This is a genomic window from Rhodococcus sp. NPDC003383, assembly GCF_053589115.1.
The window spans coordinates 83622-108092 of sequence record NZ_JBSFRG010000013.1 but is presented as its reverse complement, the minus strand read 5'-3'; the positions used below and the strand labels follow the sequence as shown (position 1 = coordinate 108092).

22 protein-coding genes and 1 pseudogene are annotated in these 24471 nt (G+C 64.5%); 21 read left to right on the top strand and 2 right to left on the bottom strand.

Annotation, left to right across the window (positions count from 1 at the left end):
* The first annotated feature begins 51 nt into the window (after positions 1–51).
* The 14 genes from ACWDTS_RS13880 to ACWDTS_RS13815 all read left to right on the top strand — a co-directional run bounded on the left by ACWDTS_RS13880 (position 52) and on the right by ACWDTS_RS13815 (position 14020).
* Positions 52–1866 (top strand): hypothetical protein, encoded by a 1815-nt coding sequence (locus tag ACWDTS_RS13880; RefSeq protein ID WP_450118393.1) that lies wholly within the window; start codon positions 52–54, stop codon positions 1864–1866.
* Positions 1867–2661, top strand: a complete 795-nt coding sequence (locus ACWDTS_RS13875; protein ID WP_217580480.1) for a hypothetical protein — start codon at positions 1867–1869, stop codon at positions 2659–2661.
* A gap of 193 nt (positions 2662–2854) precedes the next feature.
* Positions 2855–4846: a cutinase family protein gene (locus tag ACWDTS_RS13870; RefSeq protein ID WP_450118392.1), complete on the top strand. Its 1992-nt coding sequence runs from the start codon at positions 2855–2857 to the stop codon at positions 4844–4846.
* A gap of 259 nt (positions 4847–5105) precedes the next feature.
* Positions 5106–5411: a hypothetical protein gene (locus ACWDTS_RS13865; RefSeq protein ID WP_231414318.1), complete on the top strand. Its 306-nt coding sequence runs from the start codon at positions 5106–5108 to the stop codon at positions 5409–5411.
* 346 nt (positions 5412–5757) lie between these two features.
* Complete coding sequence (locus ACWDTS_RS13860) at positions 5758–7857, top strand: ADP-ribosyltransferase (protein ID WP_450118391.1); 2100 nt, start codon at positions 5758–5760, stop codon at positions 7855–7857.
* Between the two features lie 55 nt (positions 7858–7912).
* Positions 7913–8101 (top strand): helix-turn-helix domain-containing protein, encoded by a 189-nt coding sequence (locus ACWDTS_RS13855; protein WP_012476975.1) that lies wholly within the window; start codon positions 7913–7915, stop codon positions 8099–8101.
* Positions 8098–9189, top strand: coding sequence for an ADP-ribosylglycohydrolase family protein (locus ACWDTS_RS13850; protein WP_450118390.1), 1092 nt, complete (start codon positions 8098–8100; stop codon positions 9187–9189). Before ACWDTS_RS13855 ends, ACWDTS_RS13850 begins: the two co-directional genes overlap by 4 nt.
* Before the next feature lie 103 nt (positions 9190–9292).
* A complete protein-coding gene (locus ACWDTS_RS13845) occupies positions 9293–9991 on the top strand; it encodes a hypothetical protein (protein WP_450118389.1) in 699 nt (232 codons plus the stop codon).
* Positions 9992–10012: 21 nt separating this feature from the next.
* Positions 10013–10186 carry a hypothetical protein gene (locus tag ACWDTS_RS13840; RefSeq protein WP_450118388.1) on the top strand — a complete coding sequence of 58 codons (174 nt, stop codon included), beginning with the start codon at positions 10013–10015 and terminating at the stop codon, positions 10184–10186.
* A 529-nt stretch (positions 10187–10715) separates the two neighbouring features.
* Positions 10716–11072, top strand: coding sequence for a hypothetical protein (locus ACWDTS_RS13835; protein ID WP_450118387.1), 357 nt, complete (start codon positions 10716–10718; stop codon positions 11070–11072).
* Entirely contained in the window at positions 11069–11416 is a 348-nt protein-coding gene (locus ACWDTS_RS13830; protein ID WP_450118386.1) for a hypothetical protein, read from the top strand. Before ACWDTS_RS13835 ends, ACWDTS_RS13830 begins: the two co-directional genes overlap by 4 nt.
* Positions 11417–11698: 282 nt before the next feature.
* Positions 11699–12490, top strand: coding sequence for a DUF6884 domain-containing protein (locus tag ACWDTS_RS13825; RefSeq protein WP_450118385.1), 792 nt, complete (start codon positions 11699–11701; stop codon positions 12488–12490).
* Positions 12491–12963: 473 nt separating this feature from the next.
* Positions 12964–13326 carry a hypothetical protein gene (locus ACWDTS_RS13820; RefSeq protein ID WP_450118384.1) on the top strand — a complete coding sequence of 121 codons (363 nt, stop codon included), beginning with the start codon at positions 12964–12966 and terminating at the stop codon, positions 13324–13326.
* A 238-nt stretch (positions 13327–13564) separates the two neighbouring features.
* Positions 13565–14020 (top strand): hypothetical protein, encoded by a 456-nt coding sequence (locus ACWDTS_RS13815; RefSeq protein ID WP_450118383.1) that lies wholly within the window; start codon positions 13565–13567, stop codon positions 14018–14020.
* 244 nt (positions 14021–14264) lie between these two features.
* Here the strand turns inward: ACWDTS_RS13815 and ACWDTS_RS13810 are convergent, their stop codons facing one another.
* Positions 14265–15548, bottom strand: coding sequence for an IS256 family transposase (locus ACWDTS_RS13810; protein WP_450118382.1), 1284 nt, complete (start codon positions 15546–15548; stop codon positions 14265–14267).
* A gap of 88 nt (positions 15549–15636) precedes the next feature.
* Between ACWDTS_RS13810 and ACWDTS_RS13805 the strand changes: the two genes are divergently transcribed.
* Positions 15637–16445 (top strand): IS5 family transposase gene (locus ACWDTS_RS13805; RefSeq protein WP_450118381.1). Its coding sequence is split into 2 segments (ribosomal slippage): positions 15637–15984 and positions 15987–16445, totalling 807 coding nucleotides; the frame shifts between segments, so codons are not numbered across the junction.
* A gap of 276 nt (positions 16446–16721) precedes the next feature.
* On the opposite strand, the gene ACWDTS_RS13800 is transcribed toward ACWDTS_RS13805, so the two are convergent.
* On the bottom strand, positions 16722–17855 hold the full coding sequence (locus tag ACWDTS_RS13800) for a tyrosine-type recombinase/integrase (protein WP_450118380.1): 1134 nt from the start codon (positions 17853–17855) through the stop codon (positions 16722–16724).
* 38 nt (positions 17856–17893) lie between these two features.
* On the opposite strand from ACWDTS_RS13800, the pseudogene ACWDTS_RS13795 reads away from it, so the two are divergent.
* The 6 genes and pseudogenes from ACWDTS_RS13795 to ACWDTS_RS13770 form a co-directional block, all read left to right on the top strand.
* Positions 17894–18376: pseudogene (locus ACWDTS_RS13795) on the top strand (tyrosine-type recombinase/integrase); the annotation flags it as partial.
* Between the two features lie 303 nt (positions 18377–18679).
* Positions 18680–19657, top strand: a complete 978-nt coding sequence (locus ACWDTS_RS13790) for a DUF7064 domain-containing protein (RefSeq protein WP_450118430.1) — start codon at positions 18680–18682, stop codon at positions 19655–19657.
* On the top strand, positions 19654–20826 hold the full coding sequence (locus ACWDTS_RS13785) for a phosphotransferase family protein (protein ID WP_450118379.1): 1173 nt from the start codon (positions 19654–19656) through the stop codon (positions 20824–20826). Before ACWDTS_RS13790 ends, ACWDTS_RS13785 begins: the two co-directional genes overlap by 4 nt.
* A 30-nt stretch (positions 20827–20856) precedes the next feature.
* Positions 20857–21366, top strand: a complete 510-nt coding sequence (locus tag ACWDTS_RS13780) for a hypothetical protein (protein ID WP_450118378.1) — start codon at positions 20857–20859, stop codon at positions 21364–21366.
* 174 nt (positions 21367–21540) lie between these two features.
* Positions 21541–22961, top strand: a protein-coding gene (locus ACWDTS_RS13775) for an IS3 family transposase (protein WP_450118377.1) whose coding sequence is annotated in 2 segments (ribosomal slippage) — positions 21541–21904 and positions 21904–22961 — 1422 coding nt in all. Because the reading frame shifts where the segments join, the coding sequence is not laid out codon by codon here.
* Between the two features lie 111 nt (positions 22962–23072).
* A complete protein-coding gene (locus ACWDTS_RS13770; RefSeq protein WP_450118376.1) occupies positions 23073–24140 on the top strand; it encodes a phosphotransferase in 1068 nt (355 codons plus the stop codon).
* Positions 24141–24471 lie beyond the last annotated feature (331 nt).

Genomic DNA, 24471 nt, shown 5'->3' with positions numbered 1-24471 from the left:
CTCGGAGACGGGTCCAGTGGAGGATCGCAGAAGGACTGCAGTGGTGAGCCGATGAGCGGAATCGACGATCAGATCGCCCTTTTCGACCTCGACCCCGAACCTGAAAAGCCGCTAAACGGTTCGGCCGCACCCGAAGACACAGCGACCGAGGCACCACCGCCACCAGCAAAGGACGACCTGCAGTCGGCCGATGCAGACACCGCCCCACCCGACCACGTTGACGTTGCCGACATCGACGAGGCGGAGAAGCCGGCGACCGAGGTCCGCCCGTGGGAATCCCTGCCTGTCACCCAGGACGCAGACAGTCACGCGATCATTGTCACCGCCGCAGCGACGTACACCCCCTCCTATGTGCGACTGACCGGTCCGGTCGACTCGATCGAGAAGCTGGACAAGCTGCTGCACTGGGCCGCGCTGACCCCGCACGGACTTACCGCCCAGGTGTGGTTCGTGGGGATCGATTCGTGCGCCCAGCTCGGGTGGACCATCGATCCTGGCAGCGAAGACGATGTTGACGACCTCGAACAGCTCCGTCAACGTGCCGCATCCGAACTCACCGAAGCTATCGCGGCGACACTGCCGCCGCTGATCGCTGCCGGCTGGGAGCTGCGGGGCGAGCCCGGATTCGTCGTGCACCTGATCCGCAAGGTCGGAACCGCTACCCAGATGGTCGACCTGATCCTTGAGCCGTACGTGTGGACGTACTGGAACAAGGACTTCGGCTGGGGCAATCGAGTCGGAGACATGGGCATCCTCGGCAACCCAACCGTGGGCACCTACCTCCCTGATGACGACCTTCCCGCCGCCCGCGAGCTCGGCCGCCGCCTGGCTTGGTCCGTCAAACACCTCGATACCCTGCCCGGGCCCACTCCCGCTCGCACCGGCGCTGCGGTCCTGGACAAGATCCGCCGCGAACGCCTCCGCACAGGCAAGGGCATCGTCGTCACCGCCGGTGGTCCGATCCCGCCGATCGACGGTGCACCGCGTGGGGACTTCGAGCCGGCCGCGGGCTGGTCCCGCATTCCCGACACCGACGATCTCGACGGTGCCACGGCGCTGGTGACCATCGACCAGCGCGCCGCGTACCTGGCCTCCGCCGGCATGCTGTCCTTCGGCTACGGCCGGGTCCGCAACCTCACCGGCGCTGACGCCGCGGCCGCGGCCGCAGCCGACAAGCCCCCCTTCGGGATCTGGCGCGTGACCCTGCCCGCCGCGGGGCAGTACGCGTTGCCGGAGAAGCTGCCGCTGCCCCATCCGGCGATGCTCGTCGACCAGCCGGTGCAGACATGGATCACCACGGTCAGCCTCGACGGGCTGTGCGCACCGATCGCAGACGGAGGGATGGGCCTGGACCTCGACGATCTCGATATCACCGAAGCCTGGGTCTACGAGGAGCAAGGTCGTGCCCTCGACAAGTGGGCCAAGGTGCTGCGCGAGGCCCGCGCGGTGGCCGTCGACACCAATGATGCGGCAATGAAGCGCTTCCTCGGTGCCTGCTACAAGGGCTATGTCGGCCGGATGGTCAACCCGGACATGTGGACCGCCACCCGTATGCAGCACCACCATCAACCGCTGTGGCGGGCGGCGATCATGGCGCACTGCCGCTGGCGTGGCCGCCGCGTCGCGATGCGCATCGCTCGTGAGACCGGACGCTGGCCGATCCGCACCATGACCGACTCCTGGGTCTACCTGGTGGGGGAGGGGCAGGACATCGCCGACGACAGTGACGCCTTGGGCAAGATGACTTTGGAGAAGCATGTAGAGCTGACCGACGAGATGATCCTGTCGTTCGCCGTGGCCGAGACCACCCACGATGTTCGCCTCACGATCGCTGCGGCCTACGGTTCCCAGGACGAGGAGGACTAGATGGCACTGCATCTTCCCAAGCCCCGATCGAAGTCCGTGGTGCAGAAGGCCGTCGGTCTCGACGGCATGAAGGTCAAGGTCGCCGCGGCCGCAGCGGCGGGGGTGGCCAAGGCACAGGAATCCAGTAGTGGACTGGCCGGCCTGACCGCAAAGGTCCCGATCAAACAGATGCGTAGCGAGATCGGCAACGACGGTCTTCGCCAGGCCGCGATCGATGCTGGGGCCAAGCCTCCGTCGGACCGCACTCTGCGCCGGTGGGCGCAGCAGGACCGCATTCCTCACGCGTCGATCGCCGAACTCGCGCAGCGCCGCGCCGCAATCGCGCGGCTCGGCGGGGTCAACGAGGTGGCGAAGAAGATCGGTCGCAGCCCGTCGTCGGTGCGCAAGTACATGTCGGGAAAGACCAACGAGTTGCGCAACGACGCAAAGTCCAAGCTCAAGGCCGCAAAGGCTCAGGTCACCATGCACCAGGCCGGCGTTCTCAAGCCGGATGGAACCCCGAAGATCGCCACCATCCGTGTCACCGGCCGCGTGCATGTTCGCAATGGTGATGAAGCTGGATACGACTTCCGCACCCGCACGCTGGACTTCGGTAACTCCGACGTCCCCTTCAGTGCCGAAGAGTCTCAAGCTCTCGCTGCGGCACTGGCAAACGACGATCAGGCGCGTGTCGTGGCAATCCTCGAACGCCATGCCACCCTTGACTATCCGGAGAACAAGGGTTTCGACGCCTACGGTGATCAGTTCGGTTTCCACTTCGATGCCATCGACAAACTCGACGTCACCTGGCACTGAGACACTGTCACCGAGGGCCGCTTCCGCTATGCGGGGCGGCCCTCGGCGGTTTTGTGCATGTCATTGAGGCTGGATATTTGCGCAGTTCAAGAGGCACGAATGTGGTCCGATGAAGGGTTCACCCCGTTGGGGAAAATCCCGGTTGTGGGTGAATGTATGCAGGCACATTCCCATTCGGCCATCAGAGGTGCCCATGCCTGTCAGACGTTGGAGGTCCCGCCGCACTGTTGCGCTGGTTGCCACTGCGACCGTCGCAAGCGGGGGCGTGCTACTCACTGCGCCCGCGATTGCGCATGCGGCTCCGACCGATTGCGTGTCGACGTTCAACCTCTTCATTCCCGGCACCTGGGAGACCGACGAGAACGCTGACCCCAGTCAGCCGGTGGGTATGCTCAAGCCGGTTGCAGACGCGCTCGAGAACACCCACGGCAGTGCTGTCGAGGTCTACACGTTGCCGTACATGGCCAGAGCCTTCGACAACGGTCATACCTACGCCGACAGCAAGGCCGACGCGGTGTCGAAGGCCAAGCAGGTGCTCGCAGACGTCGCGAAATCGTGTCCCCGAACGAAGTTCACGATGATCGGCTACTCGCAGGGCGCGGACGCTGCCGGCGACATCGCCTCCGACATCGGCAACGGCAGAGGACCCATCGACGCCAGCCGTGTACTCGCAGTCGGTCTGTTGGCAGATCCTGGAGCAGGAACGAAAGGGTCAGCGACTGTAGGCCCGCGCACTTCCGGACAAGGCATCGCTGATCCTCGACCCCAGGGAATGGGGGCCCTGTCCGGCCGCGTCGCTTCGATCTGCGACCCGGGGGATCTGTACTGCTCGATCGAGAAGGGGTCGAGCCCGTTGCTCGGCTCACTGGGGTCGATCCTGAGCAAGAGCTCGAGCGTCGATGATGTCCCCACTGCGGAGCCTGGGGGCAACACGCAGCTCGCCGCGGCTCTGACCTCGGACTTTTCTGATGCGGATCTGCCGGCCCTGGGTACCAAGGTCTCCGCTCTCGGGCAGCAGTTGACGGCACCGACTGTTGATATCGACCAGGTGGCCGATACCGCCCGATCCATCGCGAATACCCTCGCTCCGCTGATCGATCTTCTCAGTTCCGGTGCGGCGAACCCCGCGGCGAACGGTCAGCTCGCCGACGCACCGGTCGGGACTGCCGAGCACAATGCTGGTGAAGTCCTCACCCGCGCGGGGCAATCCGACCTCGAGAGCGCCTTCAGTGCAGCCCTCAAGATCGCCGACACTGCGAGCACCCTGGCCGGGGATGCCTCCGCCGGTCTCCCGTCCTCTGCGCCCGAGATTCAAACGCTTGCCGACAATGCGAACCTGCTGACCGGCCAGGTCGCACCGCTGGTTTCCACCCCTGTGGATGCGCTCAGTTCGGCCACCAGTGTGCTGTCGGTGCTCAAACCGACTGTGGTAGTCAACCAGGTCCTCAACGTCGCTACCGGCGTGACGTCCCTGGACCTGCCCGGCATTCTCGACAACCTGGCCCTGCTGCCGCAGAAGGTCGCTGCGCTCGACGCGCACGGCGCCCACCAGATCGCAGGTGAGCTGAACAACCAGTTCTCGCCGTTGGTGAAGATGGCGGCGGAGGTCGACATGCGGTGGGTCTCGCAAATCCTTGCGGTCATCCCGGACCCATCCGGCGCGACACAGATCGCTGCCCTCGTGTCGTCGATCTTGTCGAACGTCGATGTGATCAGACTGGCCAACATCGTTGGTCAGATTCAGGAAATCGCGTGGGCAGCTCTCGAGAAACTCTTCCCGCCGCCGGGAATCGCGCCTGATCCAATCGGTGCGGGAGCCGCAATGAGCGGCCTGCTGCCGGTGGGGCTGGACCTGGCATCCGTTGCGGTTGACATGCTCTCGGGCAAAGCCACCAAGACCCCGCCGGAGCTGCTGGGCAAGCAGGCGAACGCTGTATCGACGAGTATCACCACTCAGGCCGCGAACCTGGATCTTCCGCAGCTGTCGGACTCTCTGGTCACGCTCTCGCAATCCCAGGGTGCTCAGGATCTCGCCGCGCTGGTCAGTGAAGGGCTCAGTGCTGCGAGTTTCTTCACCTCTGGCGCTCACACCAACTACAACACTCTCGTGGTCGACAACGCCGGGCGAAATGCCATCCAGTGGCTCTCCGACTGGCTCAATCTTCAGATCGGACGTGCCGTATGAGTTCCCGTGCCCACAATCCGTCTGCCCGCTGGACCTGGTGCGCTACCTGCGCTCACCGGGGATATCTCACCCGCGGTGACGCGCGGGCGGTCCGGAGGCGTCACCGGGGGGAGAAGGGTATGGCGGTGTTCGCGTGCCCTCACGTTGATGGTCTCTTCCACGTCGGGCACCGTCCTGATGCGTTGAGCAGCGGGGAGATAGACCGTGACTTGCTGCGTACCCAAGCGGTGCGGGCCGCTGCGGCGGGGCGTGTGACGTTGTGACCAAGGCTGTGGGCGTTGGTGTGCTCGTGGGGTTGAGCGCATTCGCCTTCGCGGGACTCGGCGACATGGTCGGCACCGCCGCTCGTGCGGAAGCAACGCATGCAGCAGCGGTGGGGGCGGGAGCAAATGAGGTCGCGCTGGCCGTCGGCGATCTCATCGCGGGTCTGACTGAGGTCGACGAGCTCCCTCCTGCCGCTAGCCGGCATGCGGACACAAACAAGAGCCCGGTGTGGGTTGTTACCGTTCCGCTCGCGACCGATGGCGCGGACCTCGGCGGCCTTCCCGATAGAGCGGATGATTGATGGGTAGCCGTGCCGATGCAGGGGTTTTCGATCCCGCGAAGACTGCGCGCCGAGTTGTAACAATGCAAATAATTATTGTAATGTTGTGGTCGAGTTGGACCGGTGGATCGGTCGACGTCATGTAAGCGTACGGGGATGAGAGGCCGGCGCGAACGGGAGGAAGGTGAGCGATATGGCCGGCTGCGCACGTGCCGCGGTGAACCTTCGTCTCCTCCCTGGACTTCCGTCCGTCCTCTGTGGCCGAATGCGCATGCAGGCCGGTAGGGGGGACGTGCCGTCTTCCCAGTACGATCCGGCTATGTGCCGCTCTAAATCTCATGGATCAGGCCGTCGATGCCCGGGGTGCGTGAGCTATAAGGCTGCTGCGAAAGCCAACGGAAATCGCCGACTTGCACGCGAGGCGCGTAGGAAGGTCGTCGAGCATCTGAAGGAACAAGGGTTGGTGGAGTCCGCAGCTGCCGTTCTGGCTGCGCCGCCGAGTGTTCTGAAAGAGTTCATGGAAGGGCTCGGAATCGACCCGGAGATCCTGGGCAAGACGCCCATGCCGAGCACGCACGCTAACCCTCCCAGCGCGAAACTGCTGATCGCACAGGCAAAGGCCGAGCGGGACAAGCTCGCGGCGCCGAAGATCACCCCGGCTCAGGCTGCTCTCGACGCAGCCGAAGAGAACGTCGCCGCGGCCGATCACGATGAGAACGAAGCGCGAAAGGCGGTCAACCGCTACCGGTCCCGGCTCCGCAAAGCGAAGAAAGAGCTGGAGGCAGGAACAGGTACCGCCGAAGCTGTCGCCGAGCAGCAGAAACTGCTCGATAAGGCCAAGGACGCATATGTCGATGCTCAACGGCGGCAGGCCGAATCACGCGACGACCTGGCGGCCGCGAAGTTCGGCATGCGGGAGGACATGAGCAGCGACGAAGAGCGCGACGCGTACTACGCAAGCCTCACCGACGACGAGGTCGCCGCGATCACTCGGTCGTACAACCGTAAGTACGCCGCTGAAGCAACGGCCGCCATCGCCGAGGGACCGGTTCTGGCACCTACCGGCGTCGCGCGTGACACCGACATCTACAAGGCCGGCACCATTCCGATGGAAACCGGATCGGGTGTTGAACAGGTCGAAGGCCGCTATCTCGACGGCGGAACCGCTATCGTTCGCCGCGGATACAGCGACTTCGTCGTCCTTCAGCGCAAGGGCGACGCGTATTACCCGGTGGCCACCGCGAACGGAAAACAAGATGCCCTGGCCAAGGCCAATCGCATCCCGATCCTCGTCGACCCCGGCGCGTTGCCCGAGGGCGCAACCGACATGCAGCGGCAGGCACACGCCATTCGCGGTGACGTACTGCTCGACGTCGCGCGCCAGTCGGCCGCCGGCAAAGCGCCCACCACCGAGATCCAGCAGAAGATCATCAACGACGGCTACAGCGGCGCTGTCGAGAAGTTGACCGACTCGGTCGGAGCCGGCCCGGTCCGTGCCGACATCTACGCCGGCGTCAAACGGCACAACAAGCGGCTGCGGGAGCAGGCTGCGATCGCAGCGGGGGAGAAGGCCCGCGCCCAGGCGCTGGCTGCTGGCAAGTCCACGGCGCAGGCCGAGCAGGCATACGTCCGTGCACATCGCCGCGCGCTGGGCACCGAAACTCGTGGTGGCGGCGTGATTCCCCACTTCGACCACAAGATTCCGCCCGAGAGTCTGGGGGAGGAGAAGCACAAGAGCCTGTACCGCAGTGGAATCAGGGCCTTCGGCAAAGAGACCGCCGACGACTACGCGGTGATCCATCAGCGTGCCGGCGATCTGAAGGCGTGGGGGTTCTCGGTCAGCGGCGACAAGGTGAAGACCTCCGACCTGTCCAAACTGACGGCGCACAACGCCACGTTCGTGAACAAGGTGCTCGACAAATCCGAACGCAGCGCGCTGACGACCTACACCGGCGGCAGTTACCACGCGATCAACGCTGCAATCACAGAACGTGATCCGAACCCTTCCGGGTCGACGAAGACTACGGTGGCGGGGATCGAGTCGGCGTTCGACAAGTTCAACGAGCACAACCCGAACATCGAGCCGATGACCGTCATGCGGGGCACACGTGTGCCGAGCGGATGGAAGGGGACAGCCGCCGAGTACATCGACGCCACGTTCACGGTCGGATCGAAGATGCAGATCGGCAAGGTCACCAGTACGACGACCAAACAGGCAACCGCAAAGGGATTCGCCGGACATCCGCCGTACATGATGGTCATCCGTACCCGCTCTGGGCTCCCGGTCAAGTCGATCTCGCTGCACAGCGGCGAAGACGAGGTCATCGTGCCCACGGGCACCGATCTGCGCTGTGTACGCGTCGATCACCACGGTGTCCACGGCATGCCCACGGTGTGGCTCGTAGCTGAGGACCTGGTTGCCGAAGCCGACGGCGGTACGCATCCGCCGCTCAAGGCAGTAGCGTAAAACCATCATTGAACTGGGATGATGGCATGTCCCCCATCCTGAGAGAGAAGGCACCATGAACTCGAAATTGACCGACGAACAGCTCGACGACATCCGTGAATACCTCGCCCAGGGGATGAGCCCGGACGACATCGCAAACTACATCGGCCGTGTCGCCGACCTCGATCTCATTGAGATCGAGTACGTGCGCACCGCGGCCAACGAACTCGAACACGAGAACCAACAACACGGGGAGAAGCCTTGACCGCACCTACTGCCGATCGTCCCGTTCAGCTCGCGCGGTACAGCAACGCACTGACCGGTCTCGCGGCCGGCGACGCCTGGGGTTACCAGGTCGAGTTCTCCTCCTACGCTTCGATGCCGGCCTACCCGGTGCCGGCGCCTGCGGGGGAGTGGATCATCAGCGACGACACCCAGATGACCCTCGCCCTGCACGATGCGCTCACCGAGGTCGCCGACTTCGACGACATCGAGGCGGTCACCGCCGCGATCGTCCGGCACTTCACTCTGTGGAAGCTCGACCCCGACAACAATCGCGCCCCAGGCCGCACCTGCATGGGATCACTGTCGAACTTGAGTGCTGGCGCGCGCTGGTACGACCAGGACGGTGCACATGAATCTGCCGGCTGCGGGGCCGTGATGCGCTTGGTGCCGGCCGCGTTCGCTCCCGAGCCGTACTGGCGGGGACTGACTGCTCTCCAGGCGGTGATCACCCACAAGCACCCTCGCGCGATCGTGCCGGCACTGCTGCTCGCTGACGCGGTCCAGCACGCTCCCGAACGCCGCGGCCGATTCCTCGAGCACGCTCTGACCGAGGCCGAGCGGATCTTCGACGGTGTGAGCGAGTGGTTGACCGATCCCTACCTCGCCGATGTCCTTGCCCCCTACCGAGGGGACGTGTCATCAGTGCTGGTCGAGGGTCTGAACGATGATGTTGTGGACATCCTCGTCGCGGCCGCAGAGACGTTGGACCGCCTCGCGTTGGTGGACACGACCGAGTACGGCGACCCGTGCACGGGCATCGGCGAAGGGTGGGAGTCGGCCAGCGCGATCGCACTGGGACTCCTCGTTGCAGACCTGGCCACGCTGCCGGAAAACCGACAGATCAGCTCCGGGAATAACTGGGGTGGCCCGCAGGCGCTTGCCTGGGCGGCGACCAGCAACGGGGACTCGGACTCGATTGCCTGCATTGCGGGCGCACTTATCGGTGCCGCGCAGACGACGCCGGATTACTGGCGCCTCGCTGGGCTGGCCCCAAGATTCGAGCCGCGCTACGCCGCTGCGATCGAGTCGGCATCCTGCTGCCTTCCCGGGGATTCGGTGGTGCGCTGACCTGAGCGCACCCAGTAGGTGAAATGCGCTGCGTCCTGCCAAGGTGGCATATCCCCTCTTGGGGTTCGAGTGGGCCCGAGGCATCACAGCGAAAGGGAGCGAATTGCAGGTCGAAGCAGTAGCAACGGGCGCGATGATGATCGTCGGCGGAGCGTGCGGGTTCGTCTGGGCGCCCCGCGTCGCTCCTCGATACGGCAGCGCAGCCGTTTTCTACGGGCGAGCCTGGTTGCTGATCCTGGCCGCGTTCGGGGCGCTGCCCGTCGTCTCGATTCTGGGGTTGCCTGCGCGGGTCCAGGACGCAGTCAGTTCGGTCGTGATCAGCATCGGTCTCGCCGCTGGCGTGTGGTTCCTCGTTGAAGGCGTGCGCACTCGTCGTGCGGAGTTCCGGGAGCAGCAACGTCACTGCCGAAACCGAGGCGCAATCCCTCCGCGGTACTTCTGGTCGCCGTGGGCGATCTTCGGGTGGACTGCCGCGCTCGGAGGTCTGGTCGTCGTAGTGGGCGGAATGGCGGTGACGTCGGCAATCGCGGCCATGCTCGGCTTCCAGACGCAGGAAGAAGTCGACAGGGCGTCACAGACGGCCGCGAGCGCCATTACCGCCGGAATCTTCGCTCTCGTGCCGGTAGCTGCGGCATTGGGTCTGCGGCGCTGGTGGCGCCTGCGCGGCGAACCCTCCGAGCTGCTGGTTTCTGTTTCCTCACACACTCAAAAATGGCCCGCTGAACTGCGGTTATGGCACGTCCCCTTTCGCTGTCGACGATCGTCTGATGTCCCCTGGATGAGACTTACCGTCTGCGGTTGAACCGGGCGGCAGGAGAAAACCATGAATCTCTCTCGCGCAGAGTACGGCCGCTGGGTTGTGCAGTCCGGCCGGATCTTGGCCGTGATTCCCTATGCCCATGTCAGTGCGCAATCGGTGATCGAGCAGATGTACTTCGGTCCAGGCGCACGGCGCCGTGCTGAGCGCTGGGTCACTTCGGATTTGGCATCGCGCTGATGGGAAAAGGTGTTTGAACTGCTGTGACGTCACGTCCCGCAGACGTATGGGGTATTAGCTCCCATATGGATATGCCTCAATCTATCGAACATGTGTTCTACGCTAAGGGGCGGAGCTAAGGGGTGATCAGCTGTGGAGTCGAAGGTCGGCACGATCGCGCACCTGCGAAACCGGATTGCCGCGATTCCCGGCCGGCCGAATGACCCACGTCTGCGTCCGCCGTCGACCGCGCGCGGGCCGCACACCGAAACAGCCCGGCCGTCGGCCCTCGGGACGGCAAGGGGGGGTCCTCCCTGTCCCCGAACCGCTCGCGCCCCTGCTTCCGCACGGCGGACTGCTCCGAGGATCAACTGTGCACGTCACCGGCGCGACGGCTCTTCGGCTCGGGCTCCTGGCCTCGGTGACGGGCTCGGGAGGCTGGGCAGGGGTGATCGGAAGCCCCAACCTCGGATTGCTCGCCGGCGTGGAAATGGGAGCGGATCTCGCTCGATGTGCCCTCGTTCCCGATCCTGGTACAGACTCCCTCGCTGTGGCCGCCGTGCTCCTGGACGGACTCGACCTGGTTGTTCTCTCGCTCGGTGGTGCCAGCATCGCTCCGAGTCGTGCACGTGCCATCGCCGCACGCACCCGCAACAACGGCGCGGTACTCGTTGTTGCCGACGGAAGTTGGCCGACTGTGGATCTGAACCTCGACGCTCAGGTGGTCGGCTATCGGGGTCTCGGCGGCGGAGGCGGTGGCCGCATCACAGGGCTGGACCTGACCCTCAAGGCGCGTGCCAGGGGACGGCTGCCGCAACGAGGGAACATCACGCTCACCGGCCACTCTGACGGTCTCAGATGGATTGCGCGACCGGCAGCCCCAGAAATGCTGAAGGTTGCGCAGTGACCGGTCCCGGACTCGACGCCTGGGATGAGCAGTTTCCAGGCATGCCGATCCTGCGGCGGCCACCCGAACCCATCGAGGCGATGGTCGATGTCTCTCGAGCTCTACCTGCCGGCAGAGGATTCACTCGTGTCGATGGCCTGCCACTGCGTGTGAGGGCCGGGGGTATTCGGCTCGAATCGGTAATGCGAGCGACCCTGCACGCCTGGATCAGGGTGTGCGACGGACGCTGGCTTGCCCAGGTGCGCCTTCCGGTGCGCTCCTCCAGCGGCCGCAGTGGCGCCGAGCTGTGGCTGTGGGTGGATTCCGTCTTCGTGTTCCCCGCGGGTGAAGGGGCGCAACTGTAGGCGAGTTGCCCGGAAGGCATCCCATCATCAGGCCGAGGCGCGATCATCGCACCCGCCCGCAACAGCCATGAGCTGCCCAGATGGCATGTCCCTTCGAGGCGGATCTCGGATGATATGGCGACGATTCGTCGAACCATCTGCCCGGCCTTGGTTGATGCCGGATGTCACTTATAAGCTAGCGCAATCAAATCCGAGCTAGACAATGCAAAGAAGTAATGTAATGTTTGGTCTGGTTGGTGAGCGGTCGCCCCAACTCCAACGAGGAAAGCAGCGCACAACGTAATGTCGCCGATCTACACCCCGACTTTCCGCTACGACGACCCGACTCTGGCTCCGCCGGCCCCTGGGCGGGCCCTGATCAAAGACATCGGACTCGTCGAGTCTTTGCCGGGGATCGGTCCGAAGAGCGGCGGCGGATACATCGGAGTCCCGATCTCGATCGGACCCCTGCACACCCGCTTCCTCCGGCCTCCCGACGGCGTCAAAACCACGTTGCCCAACACTGATCTTCGGCCGTGGCGCACCCCGTTCCTCGTCGCAGCCCACTCGCAGAACTGCTTCGACCTGCCCGACCGTCCCGGCTGGAACTGGCTGCGATGGACTGTCGCCGACCATCTGGCACACGATGCTGCCGCCGCCCGCGCGGACGAACCCCTGGTCATCGTGCCTTGCGGAGCAACGAAAGACCCGACCCCCTCCAAGATGCCGGCAGGGCAGCGCTACACGGGCACCTACCACCGACTCGGCCTGCGTGCGGCCGCCGCGCTCGCGGGCCCGAATACCACACGCGTCCTCTCCGCGCGCTTCGGTCTGGTACCGCTGCATCACCTCATCGAGTCGTACAACCTGCGCCTCGGCCAGCCCGGATCGATCACAGCAGAACGACTCCGGGAGCAGGCCGCCGACCAGGGGCTGCTCGACCATCGCAACGTCGTGCTGTTCGGTGGTCGCGACTACACCACGCTCGCACAGCAGGTCTGGCCTCATGCACACACACCGTTGGCAGGCACGAAGGGCATCGGCGAACAGCAGAAGCGACTCGCAGAGATCGCCGCATGCGGCCAGCTGCACTGATCACTACACCGACACACTTGGAGGATCTATGACCGAACTGCTGCCAGAAAGCCACGGAGTGGAATCAACCCAGGGCACTAGAACCGGCGCTCTCGCCTGTGGTGCCTTGCGTGACGTCACCTCCGAAGCCCGTCGCTTCGGGATCTTGCTGCCCACCGCCATCACGATCGCGCCTGGAAGCACACCATCGCGTGGCCGGAAGCCGACGATGCGCTTCGCTGCGAAACAGGCCGCGCCTGGACCGTCCTGGCCCACGCCGCTCGAGCGGTCCTGCGCGCGCAGAGCTTCGGCGCCGCCGGGCTCCAGCTGTTCAACTTCACCCCAGCGCCTGCCCTGGACGGAGAAGACCTGCTCACCCTCGGCATCGAGATCGGCTCCGGCGACACGGAGGAGCCCATCGTGACCATCACCACCGCCGTCGACCGCTGATCTTCCACCCCGGCCTTCCGAGCGATCCCGAGAACGGAGACCCGATGTCCGACCGCACCCCCGATCCGCTGACCAATTACTTCCCGCCCAACTGGGATGACCGTCCCCGAGTGAAGCGGTGGAACGGTCATATTCGTCGCGAGGATTGGCTCCTCCGAGACAAAGAAGACCTCGTCAGCATCATCGAACTGCTCAGCCAGCAGGTCACCAATGCGAATCAGGATGCACTCGACGCGAGCTTTCTCGCCGAATGGCGCATCCATCGCATGCTTACGCAGGCAGGAATAGGTGCGCGAATCTACCTACAGTTGATCCGCGCACGTCACCGTGGACGCAAGACAGCACGAATCGAAGATCTTCTCAGTCTCGGCGCTAACCGGGAATGCCACAAAAGGCATCGTGAATAGGCTAGATGACACGTCCCCTCGATTCGGTTACACCCGGATTCGGCGACGACGAGCGGCAACCCGCGCGCGATTTGTGCCTGCGAACGTGATACGAGTTTGAGGTAGCTTCGATCCTGATCAACATTCCGATCCTTGATCCTGAAGGGGATGCTTAATGCTTGCTGGTTCGTCGGGGACCGCGGTCAGTCATTATTCGGACTGGTCAACCATTAATTGGATAGTCGGATATTCATGGCTCTTGACGGCGGTAGCGGTCGCGGCATTCGCGGTGACGATGTGGCTGGCCGCAGACGACGAGTCGTCCATAGGGATTCGGGTGGGGTCTGTCGCGCTCGGCGCCGCCGCGGGCCTCATTCAGCTCCTCGCGCTGCGGTCCGTCGTCCGCCATATCGAACAGCTCAGATTGGCTGCCGGTCTGGCTCTGCTCGTCATCGTTGCTGTTGCCGGGCTGACCTATCTGGCCGCTCGCGCTCACATGAAAGGCCGGCACCACTACTACACCCCGGCGGTTCCGCTTCGCGCCTGGGTCGTCCCGGCGAGTGCCTCCACAACGCTGGCGATTGTTGTGCTCGTGATCGAATCGATTCGTCGAGTATCTGAGCAACTGTCAATGGGAGCGGGTTCATTAACGCTCGTGACAGTTGCTGCCGTGGTTTGGCTCGTCCTCCATCTGCGCACACCCCAAACACGGTGATATCCCCGGAGTGTTCACCCAGTTGGACGATTCCCAGTACGTGTGGTGCTATATCGACCGCACGTAGCGCCCCCGGCTACGTGAGTAAGTCGCCCCTGTTGTCTGGCCTTGTCGCGGGACAAGGAACGCAATGATTGCTCGATCAAACCGTTTTTGTGGGATCGATAGGACACGCGAGATCAGTTCGGCATATTCGGGGTGCTCGGGGTCCGTCAAGTTAACGGTGTAACTGGTTGAACTGTAGCTACTTTCGTCCAGCGAACAGGCGTCCGTCGAAGGTGATCTCGAAGGCGTTCAGTGCTGCCTTCCAGCGGTTGGACCAGCGTTGGCGGGCGGTGCCTTTGGGATCGAGGCTCATGATGGCCAGGTACACGCATTTCAGGGCCGCGGCCTCGGTCGGGAAATGACCGCGGGCCTTAACGGCCCTGCGGATTCGGGCGTTGACACTCTCGATGGCGTTGGTCGTGTAGATGACCTGTCTGATGGCGTTGTCGAACTGCAGGAACGGCACGAACTCGGCCCAGGTGTTGGTCCAGAGCCGGATGATCGCGGGATAGCGTTTCTCCCATTTGTCGCTGAACTCGGCGAACCGGTCCAGCGCGGCCTGCTCCGACGGCGCGGTGTACACCGGTTTGAGGTCCTTGGCGATCTCGGCCCAGTCCTTGCGGGAGGCGTAGGCGTAGGTATTGCGGAGGAGGTGGACCACGCAGGTTTGCACGATGGTCTGCGGCCACACCTGCCCGATCGAGTCGGGCAGATGCTTCAGACCGTCGCACACGACGATCAGCACATCCTGCACACCACGATTCTTCAGCTCCGACAACACCCGAAGCCAATACTTCGCCCCCTCCCCGTCGCCGTGCTCGCCGGCCCATAATCCGAGGATGTCGCGGGTGCCGTCCACAGTCACCCCCCTCACGACGTAGATCGGCCGGTTGGCCACGTTGCCGTCGCGGATCTTGACGTGGATGCAGTCGATGAACAGCACCGGATACACCGGGTCCAGCGGCCGGTTCTGCCACTCGGCCATGCCGTCCATCACCCGTTCGGTGATCGTCGAGATCGTCTGCTTGGACACCTCGGCGCCGTAGACCTCGGCCAGGTGCGCAGAGATCTCACCGGTGGTCAGTCCCTTGGCCGACAGCGAGATCACCATGTCCTGCACCCCGGTCAGCCGCCGCTGCCGCTTGGCCACGATCTTCGGCTCGAACGAGGACTCCCGGTCCCGGGGTACGTCGCGCTCGACCGGGCCGGCCTCGGTCAGCACGGTCTTGGCGCGTCTGCCGTTGCGGGAGTTGCCGCTGCCCCTGCCGGCCGGGTCATTCTTGCCGTAGCCGAGGTGGTCGTCCATCTCGCCCTCGAGGGCGGACTCCACCACCAGCTTGGTCAACTTCGCCAACAACCCGCCCTCGCCGGTGAGCTGGAGGCCTTCGCCCCGCGCCTGATCCACCAGTTCCTGCAGCCGGGCATCGCTGACACCCACAGGTGCCGAGTTCGATTCGTCCTCACGATCAATCACATCGGTCATGGTGGTGCATCTCCTTTCAGAGTTACACCGTTGTTCTTACAGTCCCGTCTCATGTGGACGAAGCGGGTTGTGGTGCATGATGTGATCCGTGGTCGACGAGCTGTCTCTACGTTTGGTGCCGGATGCGTTGTGGGGGATCGCCGAACCGCTCATTCCACGCTTCGCGTCCCGACCACAGGGCGGTGGCAGTGCACCGATCGACGACCGGGCAGTGTTCACGGCGATTGTGTTCGTGTTGACGAGCGGCTGCGCTTGGCGGCACCTACCACCGTCGTTCGGGGTGACCGTCCCGACCGCCCATCGCCGCTTCACGGCCTGGGTGCGCGCCGGGGTGTTCGAGAACCTGCACCGTGAGGTGCTCGATCGACTCGGAGGCTCAGGCGAGCTGGACTGGTCGGCAGCGATCCTGGATGCGGCGAGCGTCCGGGCAAAAAGGGGGGATCTCTGACCGGTCCCAGCCCGGTCGACCGCGGCAAGAAGGGGTCGAAGATCCACGTCCTGTCCGAAGCCGAGGGAATTCCGCTGGTCGTCGGCGTCTCGGCAGCGAACACCCACGACAGCACCATGCTGCGCCCGATGCACGACGCCATTCCCGCGGTCAAGTCCCGCCGTGGACCGCGACGACGCAAACCGGGTCGCCTACGCGCCGACAAGGGGTACGACTCCGCAGCTCACCGCTGCTGGCTGCGCGAGCGCCGGATCGTGCCGCGGATCGCTCGCCGCGGCATCGACCGCAACGATCGTCTCGGCCGGCACCGATGGAAGATCGAACGCACCCTCGCCTGGCTCACCGGTTACCGAAGGCTCACGATCCGCTACGAACGACATGCCGAACACTTCGCTGGCTTCCTCCAGCTTGCCGCGGCCATCACCTGTTTCAAGAAACTCTCCACATGAGACACGCTCTTACAGTCCCATGGCATACCACGATGCCCGAGTGAACGGTGTTGTGGCACCGCTGGACTCGGCATACCGTTCTGCCCAACAACCGATGCTGGGCCGGCAGCGACAACATCCGCGTCTGCGGATTCCACCCCGCCTCGACCAGGAAGCGAGGATCCAGCATCCCGGCCAGCCGCGCAGCATCCGCCTCCAGCGCTACCCCGGTCAGCACGTGCGTGAACTCCAACGAAGGATCGCCAGTGCCATCCGCGGTGACCAGTTCTGCGGCGGTCACCGGATGACCGCACCGAAGTCGCGGGGGCTGGGCACCGCGTCGACCGCGGCCCGCAGCCGGGAGGAGTCCGGATGCACGTAAACCTGCGAGGAAGCAATAGCGGCGTGCCCCATCAGATCGGCGACGACATTGATGCCCGATCCGGCGTCCACAGCGTTGCTGCCAAACGCATGTCGCAGTTGGTGGGGGCGGACCGGGACGTCGAGTCCGGCCCGACTCGATACCGCGGCCATCAGCTCCCCGATCGCGTCCGGCCGCATCGGCGCCCCGATCCGGCCGCGGAACAGGTTGACGATCACGAAATCACTGTCCGCTGCGCCCGGCACTCTCATGCGCTCGAACTCGTAGGTGTCAAACGCCTGCACGACAAGGAAATCCAGCGGCACGACCCGCTGCCGGCGGGACTTGGCCCACGCCCCGTTCGGGTTGTCCTCCCGACGCACCACGTGCAGATGCGCCCGCACGATCTCGCACCCCAACCGGCGCGAATCCACCAGCAGGTGCACATCGCTGCGGCGCAGCCCGCACACCTCGCCGCGCCGCAACCCGGCCCGTGCCATCAGCAACACGATCAGCCGATCCCGCGCCGAACGGCACGCCCGCAGCAGCGCGACGATCTGCTCATCGCTGGCGCGGTCCACCGTCGTCTCCGGCTCCCTCAACCGATGCCGCGCCCGCATCCGCCACGCCATCCGGCCCTCCTCGCCGCGGGCATCGGCCGGCAGGTCGCGGTCATCGGCGACCTCGTAGAGCATCGACACCAACCCCGCCGGGCCGTTCCCGGTCGCGGCCGCGTGCACCACCATCCCCCGCACCGCGGTCAGCACACCGTTGATCCGCGACGGGCAGCGCACCGCAGCCGCACCCGGGCCCGCCGCCACCACCACTCCCGACCCGGCGGCGTCGGGGCCGCTGGCCAGCGGTCCGGCGTGGGCCAGCCACGTCATGAACAACGCGAACTGCTCAACCCCGGCCTGCCAGGGCCGGCCCGTCCCGGCGCACCAGCGCAGGAACAACGCGATCGCGTGCGCATACGCCTTCGTCGTGGACTCGGCGCCGTCGCGGCCGAACCGTTGGTGCCGCAGAAACCCATCGGCGACACCGACTACCTGCAGGTCCTCATCCAACACCGTCCAATACCGCTGCCCGGACGGCAACCTCACCGGAAATGCTCGCCTGGCCTCTCGCTTTCAGGTCGACAGTCAGAACGACTACCAGCCACGAGCACCACACCCCCGGAGAAACGCCGCACCACCCGCAAGATCACCCAGTACGAGTGACGTCATGCAACAGGTCCGTGACCCCCGGAGAAGGTCTACGACTCGGCGAAGCTCTCGCTCTCAACCGCGACGACCTAGACAAGAAGCGATTACTGCTCATTGTCCGGCACACCAAGCGAGGCGGCCGAAAGGTGCCGCTGCACGAGACGACCCTGCGGGCGCTCCAGCACTACTTCGATGGTGTCGACCGTTGTTTCCCGGAACCCGTGTCGCCGTCGCTGTTCGTTTCGATCCGGGGCACTCGGATGAACAAGGACTCGATACACGCGACGTTTCCCGCACTGATCGACAGGGCCGGGCTGACCGGGCGCGGGCAACGACCCAGGCCCCGGATTCACGACCTCCGTCATATTCTCTCTGCTTTCTTATCGTGTCGCGGTTGGAGGGGCGCTGCGCGCCCGGAGGGGCAGGCGCCCGTCTGCCGCAACGCTGTCCGACAGGGGGCCCAGAGGCCTCCAGGGTCAAGGGTGGCCGGCAGGCCGTCGCGTAGTGATTGCGCAGCAACCCTTGAGGCTGGAGGGTTGTGGTTTGCATCACTTCACTCCATTTACAGAGACGTATCGCACATAGGTGTGATGTGGATCATCCTACGTCTTGACATGCTGGCAGCACGTTCATTCAGAACGCCCCTTACCAGCGCAAATAGGCGCCAGCACGTCATACAAGGAGATGTAGTGATCGCCGCGGAAGACGTTCAATTCCACACCCCCACCGACGTCCAACACGATTGGGCCGAGACCAACTGGTTCTCGGTGTACCATCAGGAACCGAACATTACCGCGTGGGTGTATACCATCGCCCGACCGGGCGTGGGCGCGATGGTGTGCGACATCGAGGCCTTCGACCGGATCGGCGACAGCCCACTCGACGCCCTCTACTACGACTTTCAACAGCATCTGCCGCTTCCCGACAAGTTACAGAGTTACTCGCTGCCCAACGGGCTCTCCCTGGAAACCTCCAACGAGCCTCGCGACTACCACATCCGCTACGTCGGTCACGACGACACCGAATTCGACTGGCACGTACACGGCATCATGGAGCCCTACGACATCCAAGATCCGAGCATGGATCCCCTCGCCACCGGTGACCGGGCCCAGAGCGGTTTCGGAATGGCCTACGCCAACCACTTCGACATGACCGTGCACGTCACCGGCACCACCAAGATCCGCGGGCGGACCTTTCCCGTCGACTGCGTGACGGTAATGGACCACAGCTGGGGGCCACGCAACGAGCAGCTGCTGGGCAGCATGGGATGGCTCAACGCCGCCTTCGGCCAGGACTACTCCATCAACACCATCTGGTCTCGAGATCTGAACAAGAACGGATGGGACGGGTTCACCTTCGCCCACGGGTACGCCCTCATCGACGGGCAAGTCCGCGGACTCAAGTCCGGCCGGCTCCGCGCAACTCGCGGGCGATTCCAGATGCCGGTGAGCTATGAGCTGCAGGTTGTCGATGTCGACGACCGCGAGCATGTGCTGGTCGGCACGCCCGTCGGACAGCATCCGTGGACCCCGTACAGCAACAGCTACGTGCCCCACAGCACCGTTCGCTGGCATGCCGGCGACCGAGTGGGCTTCGGGCTTGCCCAAGAAAATTGCCCGCTCGACCGCATCACGAGCGGCCCGTATGTGCCGAGGAGCGGGTCATGACCGCTGCAGAGAAGGTGGGGGCCAGCGAAATCCGGCGGCAAATCGATCTACTCGAGCCCCGAGTGGCCGAACTGCTCAATGCCAAGATCGCACGGCGTGAACAGGGACCGTACCAACCCCTGACCGCCCTCGACGTGGTCCAACGGGTGACAGCCCTGGTGCAAGCATCGGGGATGACCGAATTCCGTCTGGACGGTGTTCAGCGGATGCCCGGCGGCGCATCGAAGGAGCAGTTCTCCTTCACCATGACGGTGCCGGGTCGTGCACCAGAGAAGTTGGTACTGCGCCTGGATCCACCGGAGAGCATCGTTGAGACCTGCCGATACCGTGAGGACGAGGCATTTCGAGCGCTCGCCGGGCTCGTGCCCACCCCCACCACTCGCTTCCTCGACGGTGATGGAACCTACCTGGGCCAGCCCGGAATCATCACCAGCTTCGTCGACGGCGTGACCAAGCCCCCATCGGATGCAATGGTGGTATCCGGTGTCGGCACGTCCTTCACGCCGCAGTGGCGGGACCGGTTGGTACCTCAGTTCATCGACAATCTCACCAGGATCCACGCAGTCAACTGGCAGGAAGCACAACTGCCCCACTTCCAGGCCCCCACCGGACACCCCGGCGAGGCTGCGCTCTGGCAGATCAACTGGTGGAGCCGGGTCTGGCGGGACGACTGCGTCGATCCATATCCGCTGATCACCCTCGCCGAGCAATGGATGCGGGACCGGTTGCCCGATACCGATGAACTGGTATTGCTGCATGGCGATTTCCGCACCGGGAACTTCATGTTCGACATCGAGTCCGGGCATTTCACCGCCGTACTCGACTGGGAACTCGCGCACATCGGCGACTACCACGAGGACCTCGGTTGGATCGTGCAACGACTCTTTGCAGGCGCGTCGCAGGACGGTGAAGTGCTTGTCTGCAACTTGCTGACCCGGGACGAGCTCATCCGCCGGTACGAAGCGGCGACAGGGCGGCATGTCGATCCGCAGAAATTGACTTTCTACGAGATGCTCGCCGCCTACAAGTGCGCGGTGATGAATCTCGGGACCGGCTGTTCGGCCGCGATCCGCGGGCACAACCACCAAGACGTTCTGCTCTCCTGGATGGCTCCGGTCGCGCATACGTTCCTCGGCGAAATCGCCCGCATCCTCGAACAGGAGGGCTGATCCATGACAACCCCAAGTATGGGAATCCGATTGGCCACCCTCGTCCGCGCGCTGGAGCACGTGATCATCCCAGCGCTCCCCGCCGAGGAGGTGCTCGCACGTGAGCAGGCCGCACTCGCCATCGTCCACCTCACTACGATGGCGGAGCAGTACCCGTACATGGCCGAATACGAGTTGGGCTGCCTTGCCGACATGTCGGCACTGGCCAACGGGCTGCTAGCGGCGACCGAGGGTGGGCCCGCAACCTCTGTCGCAGCAAGGGCGCTTCGCCAGATCCTCCAGGACGAGGTCGATACGACGACATCCCCATCGGCCGCACACGAGAGGCGCAATGCAATTGCCAGCGGCATCGACTCGCTGCTGCGGGCCAGCGCCGAGGACGGCGATTCCAGCTCCCGGACCGTGCAGCACCGATTGATCGTGGCCCACGGCAGCCGGCAAGCGACTCGAGACAGGGCCTGGTTCCGCGGTCATGGCACCGATCCGGACGCCGACACATTGCCAACCATTCCGGAATTGATCTCCAGCGCCACACACTGATCTGGCATCGGCGCTGCCGCACCAGGGGGGCGGGCGATCAGCCGTCCGCCCGCCCCCTGCGTGTCAGGCTGAGTTGAGGCCAGCGGTTCACAGCAACTCCGCCTGCAGGGCGAGATACGGATCAACCCAACGATGACGATGCCCACCCCTACGGCGGTCGAGGACAATGACCGCATGGCCTCCACTCACCCCCGAGCCGACGGACCCCGCCGACGCGTGTTCAGCCCCGCCGACAAGCTCGCCCACCTGGTCGCGTACGAGCAGGCCTGCGCGACGAATGAAGGCGGCGCGTACCTACGCCGTGAAGGCCTCTACTCGTCGCTGATCAGCGAGTGGCGCAAACAACGTGACGCCGGTGTGCTCGACGGCAAACAACCCGGCACAAAAATCGGCAAACTCACCGCCGAGCAGGCCGAGATCGCCCGCCTCAAGCAAGAGCTCGCCCGCGCGAACAAGAGACTGACCACCACCGAGGCCGCCCTGGACATCATGGGAAAAGCTCACGCTCTCTTGGAATCTCTCTCCGAGAGAGCGGATGTCGACGGCAAGCCGAACAAGCGCTGACCGCCGTGTGGTGCGACTTGACCGCGGCCGGGGTGTCGACGAGAACCACGAGTGCGTTGACCGGTGTGGTGCGTTCGACCGCAGTCCGGCGGCGCACCGCAGCGACCGCACCGACACCGCCGGTGGTGTCGGCGCCGCCGACCCCGCCGGCGAACAAGCTCACCGCCCTCGAACGCCGTCGCATCCTCGAGGTGCTCAACAGCGATCGGTTTGTCGATCGGGCACCGCTCGAGATCTATGCGCAACTGCTCGACGAGGGTATCTACCTGTGTTCGGTGTCCACGATGTATCGCGTGCTGCGTGAGAACGCGCAGGTCAGCGAGCGTCGCCGACTTGCGCGGCATCCGGCGAGGACCTGCCCGGAGCTGGTCGCCACCGCGCCGCGGCAGGTGTACTCGTGGGACATCACCAAACTCGCCGGGCCGGAGAAGGGCCGCTACTTCGATGCGTACGTGATGATCGACATCTACTCGCGGTACATCGTCGGAGTCCATGTTCACGCGCACGAATCGGGTCTGCTGGCGCGGGAGTTGATGGAGCAGATCTTCGACGTACACGGCATTCCGCAGGTCGTGCACGCCGACCGTGGCACGTCGATGACCAGCAAGTCCGTCGCCACGTTGCTGGCTGATCTCGAGGTCACCCGTTCGCATTCGCGGCCGCGGGTGTCGAACGACAATCCGTACTCCGAATCGGTGTTCAAGACCCTCAAGTACGGGCCCGGGTTTCCTGAACGTTTCGGATCCCTCAGTCAGGCAAGGGGGTTCATGATCGAGTTCACCGAATGGTACAACCACGAACATCGCCACACCGGAATCGGGTTGCACACACCCGCCGATGTCCACTTCGGTCTGGCCGCCGGCAAGGCGGCCGAACGCCGAGAGGTACTCGATACTGCTCGTGCCCGGCATCCGCATCGCTTCGGCACCACGGCAGCGCCGAAGATCCTCGACCTGCCCGACACCGTCTACATCAACCGGCCAGGCGATGATCCCGAGGCCACCGTGGAGGACGCCACGATAGCCGCCTGACACCCACTGGACTCAAACCCCTTGACACATTCCGGCCCCCCGGAAGACTCGCCGTTCGCGCTTCCAGCACACTTCCAGAACTGAGGAACTCTTGTGACACCCTTCGCACCAGTGGTCTCCGTCGATGCCATCAGCCCCGAGTGGCTCACCCATATGCTGTCGGCCGCCGGCGCACTGCAATGCGGTCGAGTCGTCGCCGTCGACCGCCAGCCCTGCGGGACTGGCCAGTTGGCCGACAGCTACCGCTTCACACTCACCTACGACCCCGTCGCCTCCGGACCCGCAACGGTGGTAGGAAAATTCGCATCCGCCGATGCCACCAGCCGTGAATACGGCCGACAATCAGGGTTCTACCGAAGCGAAATCCGGTTCTACGAGGAACTCGCACCCGACTTGCCGATCGCCCGCCCCCACCCCTTCCACGCCGCCCTCGCCGACAACGAAACCGACTTCGTCCTCATGATGGAGGATCTAGCCCCAGCTCGCACCGTGGATCAACTGGTCGGATGCACCGCCGACGAGGCTAGTCTCGTTCTGGAACAGGCCGCGAGGCTGCACGCCGCGTCCTGGAAGAATCCCGGCCTAACCGGTAAACCCTGGCTTCAGGCAACCGTCGATCAATTCGTCAAAGCGACAGACGGGTTTCCCTCTATCGTCTCAGCCTTCCCTGAGGAAGTCGGCGACCTGGCATCGGAGGCTGATCTGCAAGAGGCCGCCAAGCTCAACGACCACATCGCGACATGGAAATCGGTCTTCTCCGAACCGCGCTGTCTCTGGCACAACGACTTCCGCGCCGACAACATGCTCTTTGCCGTCAATGACGACAGGCACCCGGTCACCGTCCTGGACTGGCAGGGCGTCGGCATTGGCTGCGGCACCATCGATATTGCGTACTTCCTCGGGGGCAGTCTCACGACCGACGAGCGCCGCATCCACGAGCATGATCTCGTTCGCCACTACCACGAAAACCTCGTCGCGCTCGGAGTCACCGACTACACCCTCGAGCAATGCTGGGATGACTACCGGGTACTGGCCATTCACGGTCTCCAAGTCGGGGTTTACGGCGCGGGCGCAGTTAAACGCACACCCCGAGGTGACGAGATGTGGCGCACGTGGATCAGACGTCACGCAACTCAAACACGAGATCTCGACAGCTTCACGGCCCTCGCCAGACGCTGACTCACGCCGCAAGCCTTCTTGGGCTGGAGCTTCCACCTGCAGGCGACCACGGTTCACCGTCATCGCCCTCCAGGGTCAAGGGCGGCCGTAGGCCGTCGCGTAGTGATTGCGCAGCAACCCTTGAGGCTTGGGGGCGGCCCCGCATCCTGCGCAGCGCCCGTCCAATCGCGACACGAACCCCACCGCACACGGCGTGTGCGGAGAGAAGGCACTCCTTCGCGGTTCGCAAACTGGTCGACTGGCACCAACAGCACGCCGACGTCGATGCCCGAATACCACTGCTGTCGGCTGTTCTCGGAGCCGGACGCTGGGCCACCGGCTCATCGAAAGC

Coding starts and splice junctions, on each gene's coding strand:
- ACWDTS_RS13880 (WP_450118393.1), top strand. CDS start 52: ATGAGCGGAATCGACGATCAGATCGCCCTTTTCGACCTCGACCCCGAA.
- ACWDTS_RS13875 (WP_217580480.1), top strand. CDS start 1,867: ATGGCACTGCATCTTCCCAAGCCCCGATCGAAGTCCGTGGTGCAGAAG.
- ACWDTS_RS13870 (WP_450118392.1), top strand. CDS start 2,855: ATGCCTGTCAGACGTTGGAGGTCCCGCCGCACTGTTGCGCTGGTTGCC.
- ACWDTS_RS13855 (WP_012476975.1), top strand. CDS start 7,913: ATGAACTCGAAATTGACCGACGAACAGCTCGACGACATCCGTGAATAC.
- ACWDTS_RS13840 (WP_450118388.1), top strand. CDS start 10,013: ATGAATCTCTCTCGCGCAGAGTACGGCCGCTGGGTTGTGCAGTCCGGC.
- ACWDTS_RS13825 (WP_450118385.1), top strand. CDS start 11,699: ATGTCGCCGATCTACACCCCGACTTTCCGCTACGACGACCCGACTCTG.
- ACWDTS_RS13820 (WP_450118384.1), top strand. CDS start 12,964: ATGTCCGACCGCACCCCCGATCCGCTGACCAATTACTTCCCGCCCAAC.
- ACWDTS_RS13810 (WP_450118382.1), bottom strand. CDS start 15,548: ATGACCGATGTGATTGATCGTGAGGACGAATCGAACTCGGCACCTGTG.
- ACWDTS_RS13785 (WP_450118379.1), top strand. CDS start 19,654: ATGACCGCTGCAGAGAAGGTGGGGGCCAGCGAAATCCGGCGGCAAATC.